We start from the raw sequence: 17,832 nt of genomic DNA, 5'->3' as shown, positions 1-17,832 counted from the left end.
CAATGGCTGGTCGGCGCTTTTTCTTGCGTACGGGCATGATACTTTGCTTACTATGGGCCTGCTTGTTTGTAAGCGGAGTGAGCCATGCAGCCGCAAGTACAATATCAATGAGCGCAGGAGTAGGATTTCAGAGTTACTTTGATCCGAGTGTGTGGGTTCCTGTGCGAGTTACGGTCACAAATCCAGAAAAAACTCGTTTTCAGGGGCAACTTGTATATAGTGTAGGGCAGAAATATCCGTATGAAGGGGTTTTGGAGTGGCCGGTACAGGTGAATCCAAGGCGCTCTACTGTGTTGACAATTGGAGTGCCCGGCGCTTTGTTACGGCATGGGGGCAATTTGCGTTTGATGGAACATGGGAATACTTATGCGAGTGTGCACTTGCTTGGAATCTCTGTAGAAGGATCTGATGTGGCCGGAGTCGTAAGTGATTTCCCACAAGCTGTGCAGTTTCTTGCAGGTGTATCCTCTGCAAACGGCACCTCTGAACTCGTGGCAGCTTACATCCGTCCACAGGCGATCCCTTCTTCAGTCCAATTGTTGCAAACTTTGCGCTATTTATATCTTGATGGCGCAGTCGCAGCTGAACTCAGTTCGCGCCAAGCAGAGGCTATTGCTGCATGGGTACGCTCCGGGGGGATTTTAATTCTTGGTGGGGTACAACCGAACGCTGGACAGTTGGGGGTGTTCTCTGCGCTAAGTCCGGTAAATGGTTCGATTGTCCTTGATGGATATGGTTCTCAGTTGGCATCATTTGTTAGTTCAACCCCTCTGCACACTGCACTGCCACTTCTCTATGGCAGTGCCAAGACCAATGCGACCGTGCTTGTCGGCACTGCGAAGAAGGCACTGGTCGCTGTCCGTGCGCTTGATCGCGGCGAAGTTGTGTATGTCGGTTTTAATGCAGCGTCTTCTGCGCTCATTTCGTGGTCGGGGAATGCATTGCTGTGGGATACGATTTTGCATTCTTTGCACAGCGCAATCTTATCTGCTAAGCCGGATTTGTTTGGAACCAATGGAGCGCTTGCACTGATGGGGGCTGCAGAACAGTTTCCACAACTCCATTCGCCACCACTTTTTATTTGGGAAATCACATTTGGCCTCTATACTTTTTTGTGTGGGCCTGTGCTTTATGTCATCTTGAGGCGACGCAGGAAAAATGAATGGGCTTGGTTTGTCTTGCCGCTGATCTCTCTTGTGGTTGCAGGAAGTATCTATGAACTTGGGGTCATTCAACGGCCAAATGGCATTCTAACGCAAAATGTAGGGCTCGTGGATGTAGTGAATGCTCAGCTGGCACAGATGATTGGGATGGAGGCGCTAATGTCTCCTCAGACGCGCTCATATAGTGTTTTAACGCCTAAAAATACATGGAGTGTAGCATTAGCGGAAGAAGCAACAGGATATGCAGAGGATGGTCGCGTTAGTTTTTTCGCCGCGCACAATCTCGCGACGTTTAGTCATGTTCGGGCGTGGGGAGGACGGTTCGTGTACGCTGTTCATGAAGCTCACCACTTTGGGCAGATTGACGCGAATTTGTACGCGGCAGGAGATACGCTTGCAGGCAATTTGACAAATGATACGAATGTAGATTTTTCGGATGCGGCGTTAATCGATCGTGGACAAGTTATCGATCTTGGTTCTTTGAAGCGCGGAGCCATCGTACAAGTGGATGCGATGTTAAACCCGAAAGGAAATACGCGCGATGTACTTTCAGCGTTAGCAAGTGCACTGCAAAGCGCTTCCCATGGGGTTGGTCACGCTTTGTTTAATGAGGTGGGCACTTTTATTGCGGCAAAATCGCCGTTCGGGGACGTGTTGTTTGTAGGGTGGACGCACGATGAACAAACCGTTTTTACACCACTTGCGCACACCCTTCCAGCTACACCGCAGTGGATTGTTCGCCAAGTGCTTCCTGTCATACCCGTAGTGGAATGAGGAATGACGATGATTCGAACAGAGAATTTATGTAAAAAATACGGAAAATTTGAAGCTGTACATGACTTGAATCTTGATGTGCGACCAGGTACTGTCTTTGGTTTTGTAGGGGAAAATGGGGCTGGAAAAACTACTACGCTTTCAATTTTGGCGACACTGATGCTACCAACATCTGGACGAGCTTACATTGGATCTGCAGAAGTGACTTCTGAACCGGCGACAGTACGCCGATTAATCGGGTATATGCCCGATGTATTTGGTGTATATGACGATTTAACGGTGCGTGAATATCTCGGATTTTATGGGACGGCTTATGGCGTTGCAAGTCATTTGATTGAACAGCGGACAAAGGAATTACTTCATATGGTAAATCTTGAAGAGAGAGCTGACGCGTATGTTCATGCGCTGTCTCGTGGAATGCAGCAACGTTTAGGGTTGGCGCGATGTCTCATGCATGATCCGCCTGTACTAATTCTTGATGAGCCGGCGTCCGGGCTTGATCCGCGCTCGCGAATTGAGATGCGAGAAATTATTAAAAGCTTGCGTGGACGGGGAAAGACTGTCTTGATTAGTTCGCATATTCTTCCCGAACTCGCTGACATGTGTGATGAAATTGGCATTATAAAGCGTGGAGCACTTGTTGCATGTGCATCGGTTGAAGTGGTGACGGCCCGTGCAAGTGGACAGCGGCAGATGTGCTTAGAAGTTCTCCACGATGGCAAGCAATTGGCGAAATGGGCGGCTCACCATGCACTGGTTACGGATGTCCTCGTCATTGAAGAACAAAAGGTGGAACTTTTATTTGCTGGCGGAGACGAAGAACAGGCAGAGTTTGTACGGGATTTGCTCCAAGCTGGATATGCTTTAAAATCATTTCATGAAGTTGGAGGCAGTCTCGAAGATTTGTTTTTGCATTTGACACGTGAAGAGGATCATGCTGGGAAGCAGACAGCGGCTTCAAAGCAGATGGCATAGAGGCGGTGTGGGCGTGCATTTGACAGAACGATGGTTCGGGAATCCTTTGTGGCGCAAGGAACTAAGGCAGCGCATGCGCTCAGGACGGACGGTGCTCGCTTTGTCGCTTTACTTATTTGTGATCGGTGCCGTCGCGTTTATCTTTATGTATGTCAATGTTCAGGGGCAGACGTTGTTACTACAACCGGCTCGAACTGCGGAGTTATTTATGTTCCTGTCCTATTTGCAACTCGCTATGATTTCTTTTGTCACACCTGGAATTGCGGCAGGCACGATCAGTGGGGAACGCGAACGACAGACACTTGCTGTGCTCTTGACCACTCCGTTATCTCCGACATCCATCATCATTGCAAAGTTTATTTCCTCAATTTCTTTTCTGTTATTGCTTATTGTGATGACACTTCCGCTGTATAGCATTGTCTTTCTGTTTGGTGGTGTTGTCCCTTCTCAAGTCTTTGCGGTGTTTGGATTACAGAGTTTAACACTTGGAACGATTGCGAGTGTAAGTATTTTCTTTTCTACATGGTTGCGTAAAACGGGCTGGAGCACCGTGTTTTCTTATGCAACTGTGGCACTTCTCTTCTTGGGACTTGCCATACTTGGCTATTTTCTTGATGATCTGTCAGCGCATAGCCCAGATCAGGGAATTCTTTCTTGGCTTTCTTCTCTGTGTTACAGCATCAATCCTCTGTATATGCAAGCGAGTCTTGAAGCGACAGTTGGGTTCATCACCCCCGCGTTTCACCAACCAGTAGTTGCTTCTGTGTTTTCTGTCGTTGCTAGCCACGATCTAACCAGTTTTTCTGCTTGGTTCACTTTTTTACTTGTTTATGTCGGCGGAAGTTTCGTTTTACTTATCGCGAGTATTTGGCGGTTGCGGCCTGGGGGATTGATTGTGATGAAAAAACGTTTGGTCAAATGGTTAATGCGCTAAAAGGTTTCACAAAAAATGTGTAAATACTCTTTTCTTCTTGCGCGATCCTATGATAAGGTGAAGTGAATGTCTCAGGGCAAGATTGAAAATTTGACACGAAGGATGCAGAGAGAATGGGAGCGAACTCGGCTTACTGGATTGGCGCAGGGATTCTTGTGCTTGTTGTCGTCATTCTTTTAGTGGTTTGGAATGTCAATCAATTGAGCCGACAGAGTCAGCCTGCGCAAAAGAAGCGCAAAGAGAAAGCAACACATGCTGAACATAAGCGGGAAAAGCGTGTGCAGTTGGACAAAGAGGAACGTAACATACAGGATCAGGTTGATGTGCGGCAAGAAATGATGGCAGAACCGGTGCAAAGCATAGAGCAGTCGGTAAAAGCCGCGAATGCAGTTGATCGCACTGCAAAGTTGCATAGTTTGCGCACGGTCACGCGCGTGCGTAAACACGGGAATCATCGGCCGCTCTCTATCACAGATCAGGAATCGTCGATTGATTTTGTACATACCCGCCAAGCGACTCCGCTGCTTGGCAATGAGTTTGCCGAAGCGCCTGTTGTGATCGAACAACACGATGTGGAATTGGCGCTCGATCCGCTAGATGAAGATCAAGTCTTACGTTTATCTGCTTATGAAACGTTAACGGCGCAAACGGTGCAGGGCGATACAAAAGAACAACAAAGTAGCGAAAACGAAGCGTTTTCCGATTTGTTGCGCGTGCGCCTGCACCACAAAGCCGTATTGGGGTGGCTTTTGCTTGCCCCGTCTGGAACAGTAGTTGACAGCGATCAAGTGTATGATGAAGAGGTCATTCAACAACTCGTTTTACTTGCTTCTACGGCGAGTGCGACGGCTGCTCTTGTTGGGCTAACCCATGCGCGCGAGTTTTTGGTGCGGGGTGTGGAAGGCATGATTCTCCTTATCCCAGCTATGCGCTTGATTCCCGAGCGAGAGGAATACGTGGTTGTCTTTATTGAATCGGAAGAAGCCTACGAACTAATTTTAAAGCGATTACTTCTCGAAGAGGAGTGACTCTTTTCTTTTAAGATGCTAATATAAAGTTTGTTCATGTGCTGTACAGAAGAGGTTTGCTTGGCAAACGCGATTTATTTGACGTATTTGGTATACTAGAGATGGTTCTGTGTAGAGGGGGGTTACGCGAATGTATGAGCAAGTAAAAGATGTGATTGAGCGTCTACGCCCAGCTCTGCAATCGGATGGCGGCGACGTCGAACTCGTCAGCGTCGAGGATGGAATTGTCACCCTGCATCTTACAGGCGCGTGTAGCGGTTGTCCGATGTCAACTATGACATTGAAGATGGGCATTGAGCGTGCGATTAAACAATCGATTCCAGAGATTTTGGATGTTGTCGCAGTATAATTTAGTGGAGGTGTTGTACATGGCAGTACAAGACGTAACAGATCAAACTTTTGCATCTTTTGTGCAGGGAGATACACCCGTTATGATCGATTTTTGGGCAGCATGGTGTGGTCCATGTAAACTATTATCACCGATTGTCGAAGAATTGGGGCGCGATTTACAAGGCAAGCTAAAAGTGGGCAAGTTAAATGTAGATGAGAACCCGCGTACAGCGAGTCAATTCGGCATCATGAGTATCCCGACATTACTCGTTTTTAAAAATGGTCAGGCGGTTCGGCAAATTGTAGGCTATATGCCTAAGGCACAATTACAGGCGCGCATTTCCGACTTGTTGAGTGAATAAAACCTATTTCGAGAGAAAACATAAGTGAAAGAGAGGCCCTTTAGCAGGCCTCTTTATTTATGGCAACCTAATTTAACTTTCAGGAGTTCACGAGTTGGCTCACTTCGCGCATACTTTCACGAACTGCATCAAGCGTCTGTGCGATATCTTCATCCGTATGGGCGACCGTGGTAAACCATGCTTCAAATTTCGAGGGAGCTAAACAAATGCCACGCCGTAACATGGCGTGAAAGAAAGCCGCAAATAAATTTCCATCTGTTGCGACAGCATCTTTATAAGATCGAACAGGCGTGTCACCAAAAAAAAGAGTCAATGCTCCGCCATATCGATTGATCGTATGTGGAATGCCAAATTCATTGGCACTCGCGTGAATACCTGCTTCGAGGGTTTGCGCATGACGCTCGAGTTGTTCGTATGTACCAGGAGTTTCAAGTACATCAAGACAGGCCATTCCTGCACGAATTGAGGCTGGATTGCCAGCGAGTGTACCTGCTTGATAGGCAGGTCCAAGCGGTGAAACTTGCTCCATGATTGCTTGTTTTCCGCCATAAGCTCCAATTGGCAGACCGCCGCCAATGATTTTACCAAGTGCCATGAGGTCTGGTTGCACGGAATTGTATTTTACCGCGCCAAATCGAAAGCGAAAAGCGGTGATGACTTCATCGTAAATCAGAAGTGCTCCGTGTTTTGTGGCAAGTTGTCGAACAGCCTCGAGGAATCCAGGTTCAGGCGTCACAATTCCGAAATTCCCAACTACAGGTTCAATCAAAACGCAAGCAAACTCAGTAGGGCGAGTGGCGAATGCAGCTTCAAGTGATGGCACGTCATTGTAGGGCACTGTAACCACTTCATGTGCGATCGACGCTGGTACGCCTGCACTATCAGGGGTGCCAAGGGATGAAGGTCCAGAACCAGCAGCGACGAGTACCGGATCGGAATGTCCATGGTAGCACCCTGCAAATTTTAAAATTTTCGATCTGCCCGTATACGCGCGTGCGACGCGAATCACAGACATCATCGCTTCTGTTCCTGAATTTACAAATCGGATGCGCTCCAATTCAGGGATGGCAGTTTGAAGACGCTCTGCAAACAGCGTTTCCCAAGGAGTGGGCGTACCTAGTAAGCTGCCTGCAGCCATTGCCGCATGAACTTGCTCGACAATGTGTGGATGAGCGTGTCCAGCGATAATCGGTCCATATGCAGCAAGATAGTCGATATAACGATTGCCATCTACGTCGTAAAGATAGGCTCCTTGTGCTTGCTTCATTGTAATTGGACTGCCGCCACCGACTGCTTTAAATGAGCGCGAAGGACTATTGACTCCACCGATAATGACGTGTTTTGCTCGTTCGTGCCAAACTTCAGATTGCTCAAAGACCATTTTTGATGTCCCTCCTTCTCTTGATCATAGCACAGGTTGCGTTTTTCATGATGATTCTGTGCAGTGTATTGCCCGAGTACCAAGGGGAACGGGGGATCAGCGTGTCGTTTCGGTAGAACCCCATATTTTTGTTATAATAAAGCGATGTAGATAGCGTAATTGTGGAAATGGAAAAGATAGGACGTGGCGATCGACATGGATTTAGACCGTTACCGCGAATTGCCTGCCGTGCATCGACTCCTTATGCATCCTTTGACTACGGAGTGGTTACTTCATGAAGCGCGGTCTGACGTGGTCGCGGCAGTGCAAGCGGCGGTAGATCAAGTGCGAAAACAGTTGGCAGAAGATAAGGGGGGTGTGGACGTTTCGGAAGAGGCGATTTTGCACCTGGCAAGAGAGTTGTTAACGCATCGCACAAGACCGAATTTACAACGTGTGATCAATGCGACGGGAACAGTTTTGCACACGAACTTAGGGCGCGCACCTCTCGCTCCGGAAGCTCTCGCGGCACTCATGGAGGCGGCTAAAGGATATAGCAATTTGGAACTTGATCTAAAGACAGGGGAACGTGGGCATAGATATGATCATGTAGAATCGCTGCTTTGTGAACTCACGGGAGCGGAGGCTGCACTCGTTGTCAACAACAACGCTGCCGCTGTTTGGCTCGTATTGAATGAACTAGCTAAAGACAAGCGGGTTGCCGTCTCACGAGGGGAATTGGTGGAAATTGGCGGGTCTTTTCGCGTATCCGAAGTGATGCGAGCGAGTGGGGCGATTCTTGTCGAAGTGGGAACAACGAATAAAACGCATGAACGCGATTATGAGCGCGCTTTAGTAGAAGGCGTTGACTTGATTATGCGTGTGCATACGTCCAATTTTCGTATCGTCGGATTTACTTATTCCCCTCCCCTTATAGCGCTCGTTGAACTTGCCCATGCGCATGACGTACCTGTGATTGAGGATCTTGGCAGCGGCAGTTTAGTGGATTTGCGCAGCCAAGGGATTGGCGATGAACCGAGCGTTCGAGCGAGTGTCATGGCAGGTGTAGATGTTGTGACGTTTTCAGGTGATAAGTTGCTTGGGGCAACGCAAGCTGGCATCATCTGCGGAAAGAAAAAATGGATCGATCGCTTAAAGCGCAATCAATTATTGCGGGCGTTGCGTGTTGACAAGTTAACACTTGCTGCACTCGAGGCAACACTTAAGTTATATCGGGATGAGGCAACTGCTTTAGTAAAGGTGCCGACGTTGCATATGCTTACTGTCAACGCAGAGGAACTGCGCACGGTGGCAGAACGACTTGCGCGCGAAGTTACACTATGTATTGGAGGACACGCGCGTTGCCGGGTCCTTGAAACAGTCTCAAAAGTTGGGGGTGGGGCTTTGCCAACAGAAGAAATTGCGTCTTTTGCGCTCGCCCTGTATCCTATTTCTAGTACGCCAAAGCGTTTATTAGCCGCATTGCGCGAGCAATCTCCTCCTATTATTGCACGAATTGCAAAGGATGAAGTGATTCTTGACGTGCGAACATTGTTTGAGTGGGATTTTGAGGAATTGGTACAAGGTGTTCGTGCAGCAGCAGACCTAGCAGCTACAAATGAACAGGTGAATGAATGAATACGCAGCGCGAATTACATGGATCTTTTGTACAGTTTGAGTGCCCTTCTGTTATTTTACAGTTTGTGGGGCTGGGTTATGAACAAGAAGCGGTGCGAATGATCAACCTTTTCTTCCCGGTGGCGGCGGTTACGGTGTATCAGCCAAATGAACGATCCAACGGGGAACGTAATGAAGTGCTCACAATCACAGTTGATCTTTCGGTTGTCGGAAAGAATGTGTACGCAGTGGCAAGTGTCGCTGTAAAACGCATGAATGGCACGTGTATGCATGCAAATGGCGCACTGTATGAGGTGAGGAGTCGGTCTTTGGCGCTTGCACCAAATATCACGCCAGTGCAAACTCGCCGCTTAGCAAAGCGTGCGATGTTGTACGCACTGCACGAGTCACTCGCTGCATTTATGGGCAGAGGACAGCCTTGGGGCATCTTAACGGGCGTACGTCCCGGCAAGTTGGCGCACGCTCTTTTACAACGCGAAACGAGCCAAGCAGATGCGACGCTCGCGCGCGAATTGCGCGCAATGTATAGAATCGATGAAACGCGTGCGCGCTTACTGGTGGAAATTGCACAGCGGGAAGTTGCAGTTGTGCCGGATTTGTACAAGTTAAAGCAGCGTGAAGTGAGTGTCTATATCGGCATTCCCTTTTGTCCGACTCATTGTGCCTATTGTACATTTCCGGCTTACTCTATGGTAGATAAAGCGCGTTATGCGGATCGCTTCTTACCTGCGATGGCGCGTGAGATTCGCATGGTGGGGAAGCTCTTGCGTGAATATCAAGTACCTGTAACGACAGTCTACATCGGTGGAGGAACACCTACGAGCTTAAAGGCCAAGGAACTGGGTGTACTGTTAGAACAAGTGGCAAGGGAACTGCCTGGTCATGGATCATGGCGGGAGTTTTGTGTCGAGGCAGGGCGCGCAGATACGATTACGCCAGATCGCGTTACAGTTTTGAAGGAATTTGGTGTTGATCGCGTGAGTGTGAATCCGCAATCGTTCCGCGCACAAACTTTGAAAATGATTGGCCGTGGTCATTCTCCTGAGATTGTCGATAAGCGGTTTTTGCTCTTTCGAGAAGCTGGATTTACAAATATTAATATGGATTTGATTCTTGGGTTACCAGGTGAAACGAAAAGCGATGTTGCCTATTCTATTGAGCGTACATTGCAATTGGCGCCCGATGCGATCACAGTGCATACGTTGTCCTTTAAACGCGCAGCACAAGTCACAGATCATCGTGAACAATATGCGATTGCTGAAGATATGGAAGTTTTTGATATGATGAATTACGTGGCTGGACAAGTCATAGAAGCGGGTTATTTGCCCTACTATTTATATCGGCAAAAGGATATTCTGGCGAATCTCGAAAATATAGGATATGCTAAACCGGGAAAAGAAGGGATATATAATATTTGCATCATTGAAGAAATGCAGACGATCATCGGGATTGGCGGAGGCGCAGCGAGTAAATGGGTAATGCCGGATGGGTCTATTTCGCAGCATCAAAACGCGAGCGAGCCGAGCGCCTATATTGCTCATTTAAATGAGATGTTAGCAAAAAAAGAGCTTGCTTTGCGCAAGGTATTGTCTGCGATTGCCGCTTTTGGACATTTGGCGTGACGTTTGGTACAATCAAATGACAACTTCATCTGAGTCGATGAGAAGGAGAGTATCTCCTGTAGCGGTTTTAGAGAGAAGCGATCGTGGCTGCAAGTCGCTTTACCAGCGCTGGAGAGAAAGACACCTAGGAGACGTCCTATGCAAAGTAGCGACCGGGGCCGACGTTCCCGTTATCTAAAGTTTGAGCGCACGGACGTGCACGATTTCATTCTGTAGGTTGAAGCGTGTGCAATCTGTGTAAGAGGGGTGGCACCGCGGACGATAAGCATCGTTCGTCCCTTTGGACGAAGGGTGTTTTTTTGTGTTTATGAGGAGGTTATACAATGTCAGAATTTGCAAAACCTCGTGGAACGGCAGATATTCTTCCTGAACAGGCTGCAGAATGGCGGGCGATTGAAGATGCGGCGCGCCAATTGTTCGAAACCTACCATTATCGGGAAATTCGCACGCCGATTTTTGAGCATACAGAAGTATTTCAGCGCGGTGTGGGCGATACGACAGACATCGTGCAAAAAGAGATGTATACCTTTCTTGATCGCGGTGAGCGCTCATTGACTCTGCGACCAGAGGGGACTGCGGGTGTAGTGCGAGCGTTCGTTGAAGAGAAACTTTACGGCGAGATGAATACGCAAAAATTTTACTACCTGGGGCCTATGTTTCGCTATGAAAAACCACAGGCGGGGCGCTACCGACAATTTCATCAATATGGTGTTGAAGTGATCGGTTCAAGTGATCCGCGAGTTGATGCGGAAGTGATCGGGTTAGGAGATCACTTGTTACGGCAAATGGGGGTGAAGTCGTTTTCTTTGCTACTCAATTCAGTTGGTTGTCCGGTATGTCGCGCACGTCATCGGGAACAACTGCTTGCCTATTTGCAGCCCGTACGTTCGGAACTTTGTAAAGACTGTCAATCACGATTTGATAAAAATCCGCTGCGCATTCTTGATTGTAAGATTGATCGTGATCACCCGGTTGTTGCGAGTGCACCCAAAATTACTGATGCACTGTGTGAAGATTGTGCGAGGCAGTTTTCACAAGTACAAACTTATCTTGATGAGATGGGCATTTCCTATGAGATTGATAAGACGATGGTGCGCGGCCTAGACTATTATACACAGACGGCGTTTGAATTTGTGGAAGGAAGTATTGGAGCTGTCAGCACGATTCTCGCTGGGGGCAGGTACAATGGGCTGATTCAGATGCTTGGCGGACCAGATCTACCAGGCATTGGATTTGCAGGCGGCGTCGAGCGGTTGATTTTGGCGCGCGCGGCACATGGTGCAACACAGGTTGGGCAAGATCGTGTCGATGTTTTCGTGCTCGCACTTGGAGAAATTGCCACAAAACCTGCTGCACGCTTATTACATGAACTGCGCAGTGTCGGGATCAAAGCGGACAGCGATTATTCGGGGCGAAAAGTTAAAGCCCAACTCAAAGTGGCTGATCGTTTGGGCGCGCGTTATGTGGTGTTGCTTGGAGAAGATGAAGTAGCTGCAGGACAAGTTGCTGTTCGCAATTTGGCGACGCGTGAGCAGGTGACTATTGAGCAAAGTGAGCTTGTCAGCTATCTCAGTGAGCAAGTATCTCTGCGTTTTTAGCAATCATGATTCGGAGGATATGCTTTGAAGGAGGAAGGAAAATCGAATGGAATTTCGAACGCATTTTTGCAATGAATTAAGAAAGGAGCATGTAAATAAACAAGTCTTTTTATCTGGTTGGGTGCAGCGCAGGCGCGATCTCGGCGGTGTGATTTTTGTGGATTTGCGCGATCGCACTGGCATTGTGCAGCTTGTTTTTCGATCTGACATCGATTCTGAAGCATTGCAATTAGCCGATCGGCTGCGCAATGAGTATGTCATTCGGGTGGAAGGAAAAGTCGTGATTCGCGACTTGGAAGCAGTCAACCCAAAGCTTGAGACGGGGGAAATTGAAGTAGAAGTTCAACGTCTGCATATTTTAAATGCGGCGAAGAACCCACCATTTCAGATTGAAGAAGATGTGGAAGTTGATGAGAGTTTGCGCTTGCGTTATCGCTATTTGGACTTGCGCCGTGCCAATATGTTTAACACCTTTATGATGAGACATCGCGTTTACCAAGTGATTCGCACATTTTTAGATCGCTATGGATTTCTTGAGGTAGAAACACCCATGCTTACAAAAAGCACTCCAGAAGGTGCGCGGGATTATCTTGTGCCATCGCGCGTGCATCCAGGTGAATTCTATGCACTTCCACAGTCTCCACAGCTATTTAAACAATTGTTGATGGTGTCAGGATTCGAACGTTATTTTCAAATTGTGCGTTGTTTTCGGGATGAGGATTTGCGGGCGGATCGGCAGCCGGAGTTTACACAACTTGACATCGAAACGTCTTTTCTCTCGATGGAACAATTGCAAGAGATGATGGAAGAAATGATAGTCGAAATTTTTTCGCGTGTCTTGCAGGTTCATGTTGCACGCCCATTTTTGCGTTTGACCTATCAAGAAGCGATGGAACGTTTTGGTTCTGACAAACCGGATTTGCGCTTTGGCATGGAACTTATTGATTTGTCACAAGAGCTTGCTGCGTGTGGGTTTAAGGTGTTTCGAGAGGCTTTGCAAAAAGGGGGTCAAGTGAAGGCACTCGTCGCTCCTGGTTGTGGCGGATTTAGTCGTAAGGAACTTGATGATTTGACGAAATTTGTAGCTCGCTATAAAGCAAAAGGGCTCGCGTGGATGATCGTTGCAGAAGAAGGCATTCGTTCGCCGATTGCAAAATTTTTTACAGAGGAAGAACTACAATCGATTGTTACGGCCACCGCGGCAAACATCGGTGATTTAATTTTGTTTGTAGCTGATAAAAAGAAAATTGTTGCTGACGCGCTTGGGGCATTACGCTTGCATCTTGGCAAACTGATCGGTGCGATTGACGAACAGGCGTATGCATTTGCGTGGATTACGGAATTTCCGCTCCTCGAATACGATGAAGACGAGCACCGTTATGTGGCCGTTCATCATCCATTTACAATGCCGATGGTGGAAGACTTGGAGTATTTAGAGAGCAATCCAGGAGCTGTGCGTGCGCAAGCGTATGATATGGTGCTAAATGGCTATGAGATCGGTGGCGGTTCGATGCGCATTTATCAGCGTGAAGTACAAGAGAGGATGTTTGCCAGCCTTGGTTTTACAGAAGAAGCGGCGCGCGCACAATTTGGGTTTTTGCTCGACGCTTTTGATTATGGGACACCGCCACATGGCGGGATTGCTTTTGGCATGGATCGCTTGATGATGGTCATGTCGGGACAAAGTTCACTCCGTGATGTCATCGCGTTTCCCAAAACGGCGAGCGGAACAGACCTGCTTACAGGAGCCCCGGCTCCAGTTGCGCAGGAGCAGTTAGAGATTCTGCACTTGGCGACAAAAGGCATTGCAGAATAGGTGACAAGGAGCAGGATAGAGGGGCTTTTTGCGACTTTGGGGAGGGAACCTAAATGATTGATTTGCGCAGTGACACGGTGACAAAGCCAACCTATGCGATGCGGCAGGCGATGGCTGTAGCTGAAGTTGGCGATGACGTATACCGAGAAGACCAGACGGTCATCGAGTTAGAGGAAACGGCGGCCGAGATTCTTGGTAAAGAAGCAGGGCTTTTTGTCACAAGCGGCACGCAAGGCAATCAAGTCGCAATCTTAACTCACACGAAACGCGGACAAGAAGTCATCGTGGAGGCGGATTCACACGTCTTTTATTACGAAGTGGGAGCGATGGCAGCTCTAGCAGGTCTGCAAACGCGTCCGATCGCGGGGATGCACGGAATGATGCCGCTAGATGAGATTGCAAAAGCAATTCGCCCTGAGAATATCCATTTTCCCCAAACGGGTTTGATCTGTCTTGAAAATACGCACAATCGGTCTGGTGGTACAATTTTGCCCCTCTCTTATATGCAGTCAGTCAAGGAATTGGCAGTACAACACCACCTTCCTGTGCATCTTGACGGCGCTCGACTTTTTAATGCAGTAGCAGCAACTGGCATATCTGCTGCAGCGTATGCGGCCACAGCCGACTCTATCCAGATCTGTCTCTCAAAAGGTTTAGGGGCGCCGATTGGATCCGTGCTTGTAGGGAGTCGCACCTTTATCGAACAGGCGCGCAAGTGGCGCAAGATGCTTGGCGGAGGGATGCGACAAGCGGGAGTGATTGCAGCACCTGGGTTGATCGCTTTGACACAAATGAGGGATCGGTTAGTAGAGGATCACGTACGTGCGAAACACCTTGCCAAGGGTCTTGCTAATATTCGCGGAATCACGGTTGATGTCGAACGAGTTGAGACCAACATCGTCATTGCCGATGTGAGTGATAGTGGACTGAGTACAGAAGAATTTTTGACGGTTTTAGAGCAGTGTGGAGTTCTGGCAACTGCATTTGGGGGCTCACTGATTCGATTTGTCACTCATTTGGACGTAACCGACGATCAAATTGATGATGCGATTGCTGCAGTCGCATTTGCTACGCGGATGAGGTGAGAAATATGCAACTTGATTTGACAATTCCACTTGCTGAACGTATGCGGCCGCGTCAACTCGACGAATTTATAGGACAAGAGCAGCTTGTGGGGCCAGGAAAAGTGCTTCGGCGTGCAGTAGATGCAGGGAGATTGATGTCTGCAGTCTTCTTTGGGCCGCCAGGCACTGGAAAGACAACACTTGCAAAGATTTATGCGATGGCGGCAGATGCGCGTTTTGTAGAACTGTCAGCGGTTGCTTCAGGAGCAAAGGAATTACGCGAGGTATTTGCAGCCGCTGAGCAAGAAAAGCGCATGTACGGAATACAGACAGTGCTTTTTATCGATGAAATCCATCGCTATAGCAAGGCGCAACAAGATTTATTACTTCCTGCTGTGGAGCGCGGGATTGTGTATGTGTTAGGGAGTACCACAGAAAATCCCCGGATTTGCCTCACGCGCGCATTGCTAAGTCGCTTGCAGATCTTTGAATTGCAAGGTTTGCGTGCTGATGAGATCGTTCTCGCTTTGCAGCGAGCGCTGACAGATGCGGAGCGCGGCTTAGGATCGTACGATGTGCAAGTGAGCAAAGATGCGCTCGAAGCCATCGTCCATCTGGCGGATGGCGATTTGCGCAAGGCCTTGCAACTGCTTGAGGCATCCGTACAGATGGCGGTGTCATCAGATGGTGCACGTCAAGTGAGTGTCGCAGATGTGCGCGAAGTGGCGCAAGAGGCAGTGGCAGCAGTAGATGAGTCGATTTTATACGATATGTTAAGTGCTTTTGGGAAATCTTTGCGTGGAAGTGACAGTGATGCGGCATTGTACTGGTTTATGCGCATGGTTGCAGCTGGAGTGGATCCGCGCGTCCCTGTGCGGCGCTTGATTGTGCACGCGAGTGAAGATGTGGGGCTTGCGAGTCCGCACGCGCTGGTGCAAGCGGTCACTGCGATGCAGGCGCTTTTGCAGGTAGGGATGCCAGAAGCGCGAATCCCTATCGCACAGGCAATTATTTTTGTGTGTGAGGCTCCCAAATCAAATAGTGTGGTCGCTGCACTAGCAAAAGTCGATGAAGCGATCACAGCATATCCACATGCAAAAGTTCCAACGTGGTTGCGGGATCGTCATTTTTATCGCGAGGGGAACGACGATCGTCCTTATCTGTACCCACATGATTATCCTGGCCATTACGTCGAGCAGGTGTATCTTCCAAACGAGTTGCAAAATGCAGTGTTCTATCAGCCTACAGAACAAGGTACAGAGGGTAAGATTCGCCCTCGTAAACTGAGCAAAGCTGAAATTGCGCGTTGCTCAATCTAAGGAGTGATCTTGATGGATCTGCCCGTGTATTTAGATAATGCGGCTACAACTCCACTTCATCCGCAAGTTGCTTTCGCTATGCGTCCGTTTTTGGGTGATGTGTATGGCAATCCATCGAGTGTTCATCAATTTGGGCAGCAGGCACGCCGCGCCGTTGAACAGGCGCGAAGTCACATTGCCCAGGCAATTGGTGCACATAGTCGCGAATTGATCTTTACAAGCGGAGGTACAGAAGCGGATTTTCTCGCCTTAGTGGGTGTACTGCGCGCCTCTGACAAGCGCCATCTTGTGACCTCACGCATCGAACATCATGCGGTCTTGCAAACCTGTACCTGGTTGCAAGAACTTGGCTATGAAGTGACGTACGTTTCTCCAGATGCGACGGGGTACGTGGCAGTTGAGGAAATTCTCGCAGCGTTACGCCCGGATACAGGACTTGTTAGCTTGATGTGGGTCAATAATGAAACAGGAACTGTTCAACCAATTGAACGGTTATCAAGAGAATTGAGTGATCGGCGGGTATTGCTTCATTCTGACGCTGTGCAAGCTCTCCCTTCAATTTCTATTGACGTAAACCAAGTACCTGTGTCACTATTATCATTTAGTGGGCACAAAATTTATGGTCCTAAAGGGATCGGGGCTTTGTATCTGCGTGAGGGAACGCCTTTTTCGTCTGTGATTCGAGGGGGGCATCAAGAGCGGGACCGTCGTGCAGGAACGGAAAATGTTGCAGCTGCAGTTGGTTTTGGCGTCGCAGTGGAACAACTTCGTGCAGAGTGGGAAGATCGAGTTTTGCGTATTTCGCAAGTGCGCGAACAGTTTTTGTCTGGATTGCAGCGTGCAGTGACGCACTGGCGATTGAATGGCGCGCAACATGCAGTGCCTTCTATTTGCAACGTAACCTTTACAGGTGTACAGGCAGATGCGCTTGTCATGGCGCTCGATCTGGATGGAATTGCAATTTCTACAGGTTCTGCGTGCTCTGCAGGAGCAATGGAACCTTCGCATGTCCTCTTGGCCATGGGGATTCCGGAGGAAGAGGTGTTGTCTTCTGTACGTATTAGTTTTTCATCCTTTATAACACGAGCGCAAGTCGACCGAGCGGTCGATCGGATTGCTTATCATGTGCATCGTTTGCGGGTGTTAAATGGGACAGACCTTTAAAAGGATCATCAACTGTTGATTATACATGGATGAAAGTGGTTATCATAAAAAAGATTCTTCACGATGGAGGTGTGAAAAGGTGGAACGGTGTCCGCATTGCAATTGTAAAGATATTGGGAAGATCGGAAACAACCAATTTTATTGTTGGAATTGTTTTATGGAGTTTGCATTGGTCGGGGATGAAGTGAAAATTTATCACGTGGATGAGGATGGGAGTTTAATTGCTTTTGCGCCTGAAGCCGGCGCTGCAGTTCCAGAAGAAAATCCAATAGTATTTTCTGAGTTGCGATAGGGTGTTGACTAATTAGGTATGTTTATGCTATATTACTACATGTTGCTGACAAAACAGTTTTTGTTTATAGAAAAGGGCCTATAGCTCAGCTGGCTAGAGCGCACGACTGATAATCGTGAGGTCAGTGGTTCAAGTCCACTTAGGCCCACCAAAACGTTGAGAATATAGAATGCCCGAAAGAGCAGAAATGCTCGATCGGGTATTTTTGATGTATTTGGCTAACTATTTCTTGACTATCTCTTATGCGATCACATATTGACGATAAGCGGGCCACGCGTTATTCTTATGAAGTAACTAGGAGAGAATCGCCAGTTTAGGGCGATAGAGCAGAGTCAGTCGGATGAGTTGAGGAGAGCTTAGCGAATTTCATTGTTGTTAAGCTGCGTTCAGACA

Annotated in this window: 15 protein-coding genes and 1 tRNA gene; 15 read left to right on the top strand and 1 reads right to left on the bottom strand. The window is 48.3% G+C overall.

Annotated features, from left to right (window positions below):
- The first annotated feature begins 2 nt into the window (after nucleotides 1–2).
- From BM613_RS07230 to trxA, 6 genes are all read left to right on the top strand, one after another.
- Nucleotides 3–1,937 (top strand): hypothetical protein, encoded by a 1,935-nt coding sequence (locus tag BM613_RS07230; protein ID WP_146192772.1) that lies wholly within the window; start codon nucleotides 3–5, stop codon nucleotides 1,935–1,937.
- A 9-nt stretch (nucleotides 1,938–1,946) separates the two neighbouring features.
- Entirely contained in the window at nucleotides 1,947–2,912 is a 966-nt protein-coding gene (locus BM613_RS07225; protein ID WP_109430502.1) for an ABC transporter ATP-binding protein, read from the top strand.
- 13 nt (nucleotides 2,913–2,925) lie between these two features.
- Entirely contained in the window at nucleotides 2,926–3,846 is a 921-nt protein-coding gene (locus BM613_RS07220; protein WP_181362948.1) for an ABC transporter permease, read from the top strand.
- A gap of 113 nt (nucleotides 3,847–3,959) precedes the next feature.
- Nucleotides 3,960–4,874, top strand: coding sequence for a hypothetical protein (locus BM613_RS07215; RefSeq protein WP_109430500.1), 915 nt, complete (start codon nucleotides 3,960–3,962; stop codon nucleotides 4,872–4,874).
- A gap of 130 nt (nucleotides 4,875–5,004) precedes the next feature.
- A complete protein-coding gene (locus BM613_RS07210; RefSeq protein WP_109430499.1) occupies nucleotides 5,005–5,223 on the top strand; it encodes a NifU family protein in 219 nt (72 codons plus the stop codon).
- A gap of 19 nt (nucleotides 5,224–5,242) precedes the next feature.
- Complete coding sequence (gene trxA / locus BM613_RS07205) at nucleotides 5,243–5,566, top strand: thioredoxin (protein WP_109430498.1); 324 nt, start codon at nucleotides 5,243–5,245, stop codon at nucleotides 5,564–5,566.
- Nucleotides 5,567–5,645: 79 nt separating this feature from the next.
- On the opposite strand, the gene BM613_RS07200 is transcribed toward trxA, so the two are convergent.
- Nucleotides 5,646–6,947, bottom strand: coding sequence for a glutamate-1-semialdehyde 2,1-aminomutase (locus tag BM613_RS07200; protein WP_109430497.1), 1,302 nt, complete (start codon nucleotides 6,945–6,947; stop codon nucleotides 5,646–5,648).
- Nucleotides 6,948–7,130: 183 nt separating this feature from the next.
- Between BM613_RS07200 and selA the strand changes: the two genes are divergently transcribed.
- The 9 genes from selA (at nucleotide 7,131) to BM613_RS07155 (ending at nucleotide 17,590) form a co-directional block, all read left to right on the top strand.
- Nucleotides 7,131–8,564, top strand: coding sequence for an L-seryl-tRNA(Sec) selenium transferase (selA, locus tag BM613_RS07195; protein ID WP_245926296.1), 1,434 nt, complete (start codon nucleotides 7,131–7,133; stop codon nucleotides 8,562–8,564).
- Entirely contained in the window at nucleotides 8,561–10,186 is a 1,626-nt protein-coding gene (hemZ, locus tag BM613_RS07190) for a coproporphyrinogen dehydrogenase HemZ (RefSeq protein ID WP_109430496.1), read from the top strand. The genes selA and hemZ overlap by 4 nt, the downstream gene beginning before the upstream one ends.
- A gap of 323 nt (nucleotides 10,187–10,509) precedes the next feature.
- On the top strand, nucleotides 10,510–11,784 hold the full coding sequence (gene hisS / locus BM613_RS07185; protein WP_109430495.1) for a histidine--tRNA ligase: 1,275 nt from the start codon (nucleotides 10,510–10,512) through the stop codon (nucleotides 11,782–11,784).
- Nucleotides 11,785–11,830: 46 nt separating this feature from the next.
- Nucleotides 11,831–13,600, top strand: coding sequence for an aspartate--tRNA ligase (gene aspS, locus BM613_RS07180; RefSeq protein ID WP_109430494.1), 1,770 nt, complete (start codon nucleotides 11,831–11,833; stop codon nucleotides 13,598–13,600).
- 53 nt (nucleotides 13,601–13,653) lie between these two features.
- Nucleotides 13,654–14,685 (top strand): low-specificity L-threonine aldolase, encoded by a 1,032-nt coding sequence (gene ltaE, locus BM613_RS07175; protein WP_109430493.1) that lies wholly within the window; start codon nucleotides 13,654–13,656, stop codon nucleotides 14,683–14,685.
- A 5-nt stretch (nucleotides 14,686–14,690) separates the two neighbouring features.
- On the top strand, nucleotides 14,691–15,983 hold the full coding sequence (locus BM613_RS07170) for a replication-associated recombination protein A (protein WP_109430492.1): 1,293 nt from the start codon (nucleotides 14,691–14,693) through the stop codon (nucleotides 15,981–15,983).
- Between the two features lie 12 nt (nucleotides 15,984–15,995).
- Complete coding sequence (locus tag BM613_RS07165; protein WP_109430491.1) at nucleotides 15,996–17,147, top strand: cysteine desulfurase family protein; 1,152 nt, start codon at nucleotides 15,996–15,998, stop codon at nucleotides 17,145–17,147.
- A 157-nt stretch (nucleotides 17,148–17,304) separates the two neighbouring features.
- Nucleotides 17,305–17,439, top strand: a complete 135-nt coding sequence (locus BM613_RS15665) for a hypothetical protein (RefSeq protein WP_281267833.1) — start codon at nucleotides 17,305–17,307, stop codon at nucleotides 17,437–17,439.
- Nucleotides 17,440–17,513: 74 nt separating this feature from the next.
- Nucleotides 17,514–17,590, top strand: a tRNA-Ile gene (locus tag BM613_RS07155).
- Nucleotides 17,591–17,832 lie beyond the last annotated feature (242 nt).

Origin of the sequence: Sulfoacidibacillus thermotolerans, assembly GCF_003144315.1 — a bacterium.
Taxonomy (GTDB): Bacteria; Bacillota; Bacilli; order Alicyclobacillales; family SLC66; genus Sulfoacidibacillus; species Sulfoacidibacillus thermotolerans.
Note: the sequence above shows the minus strand (reverse complement) of the source record. Positions and strands in the feature narration are given on the sequence as shown.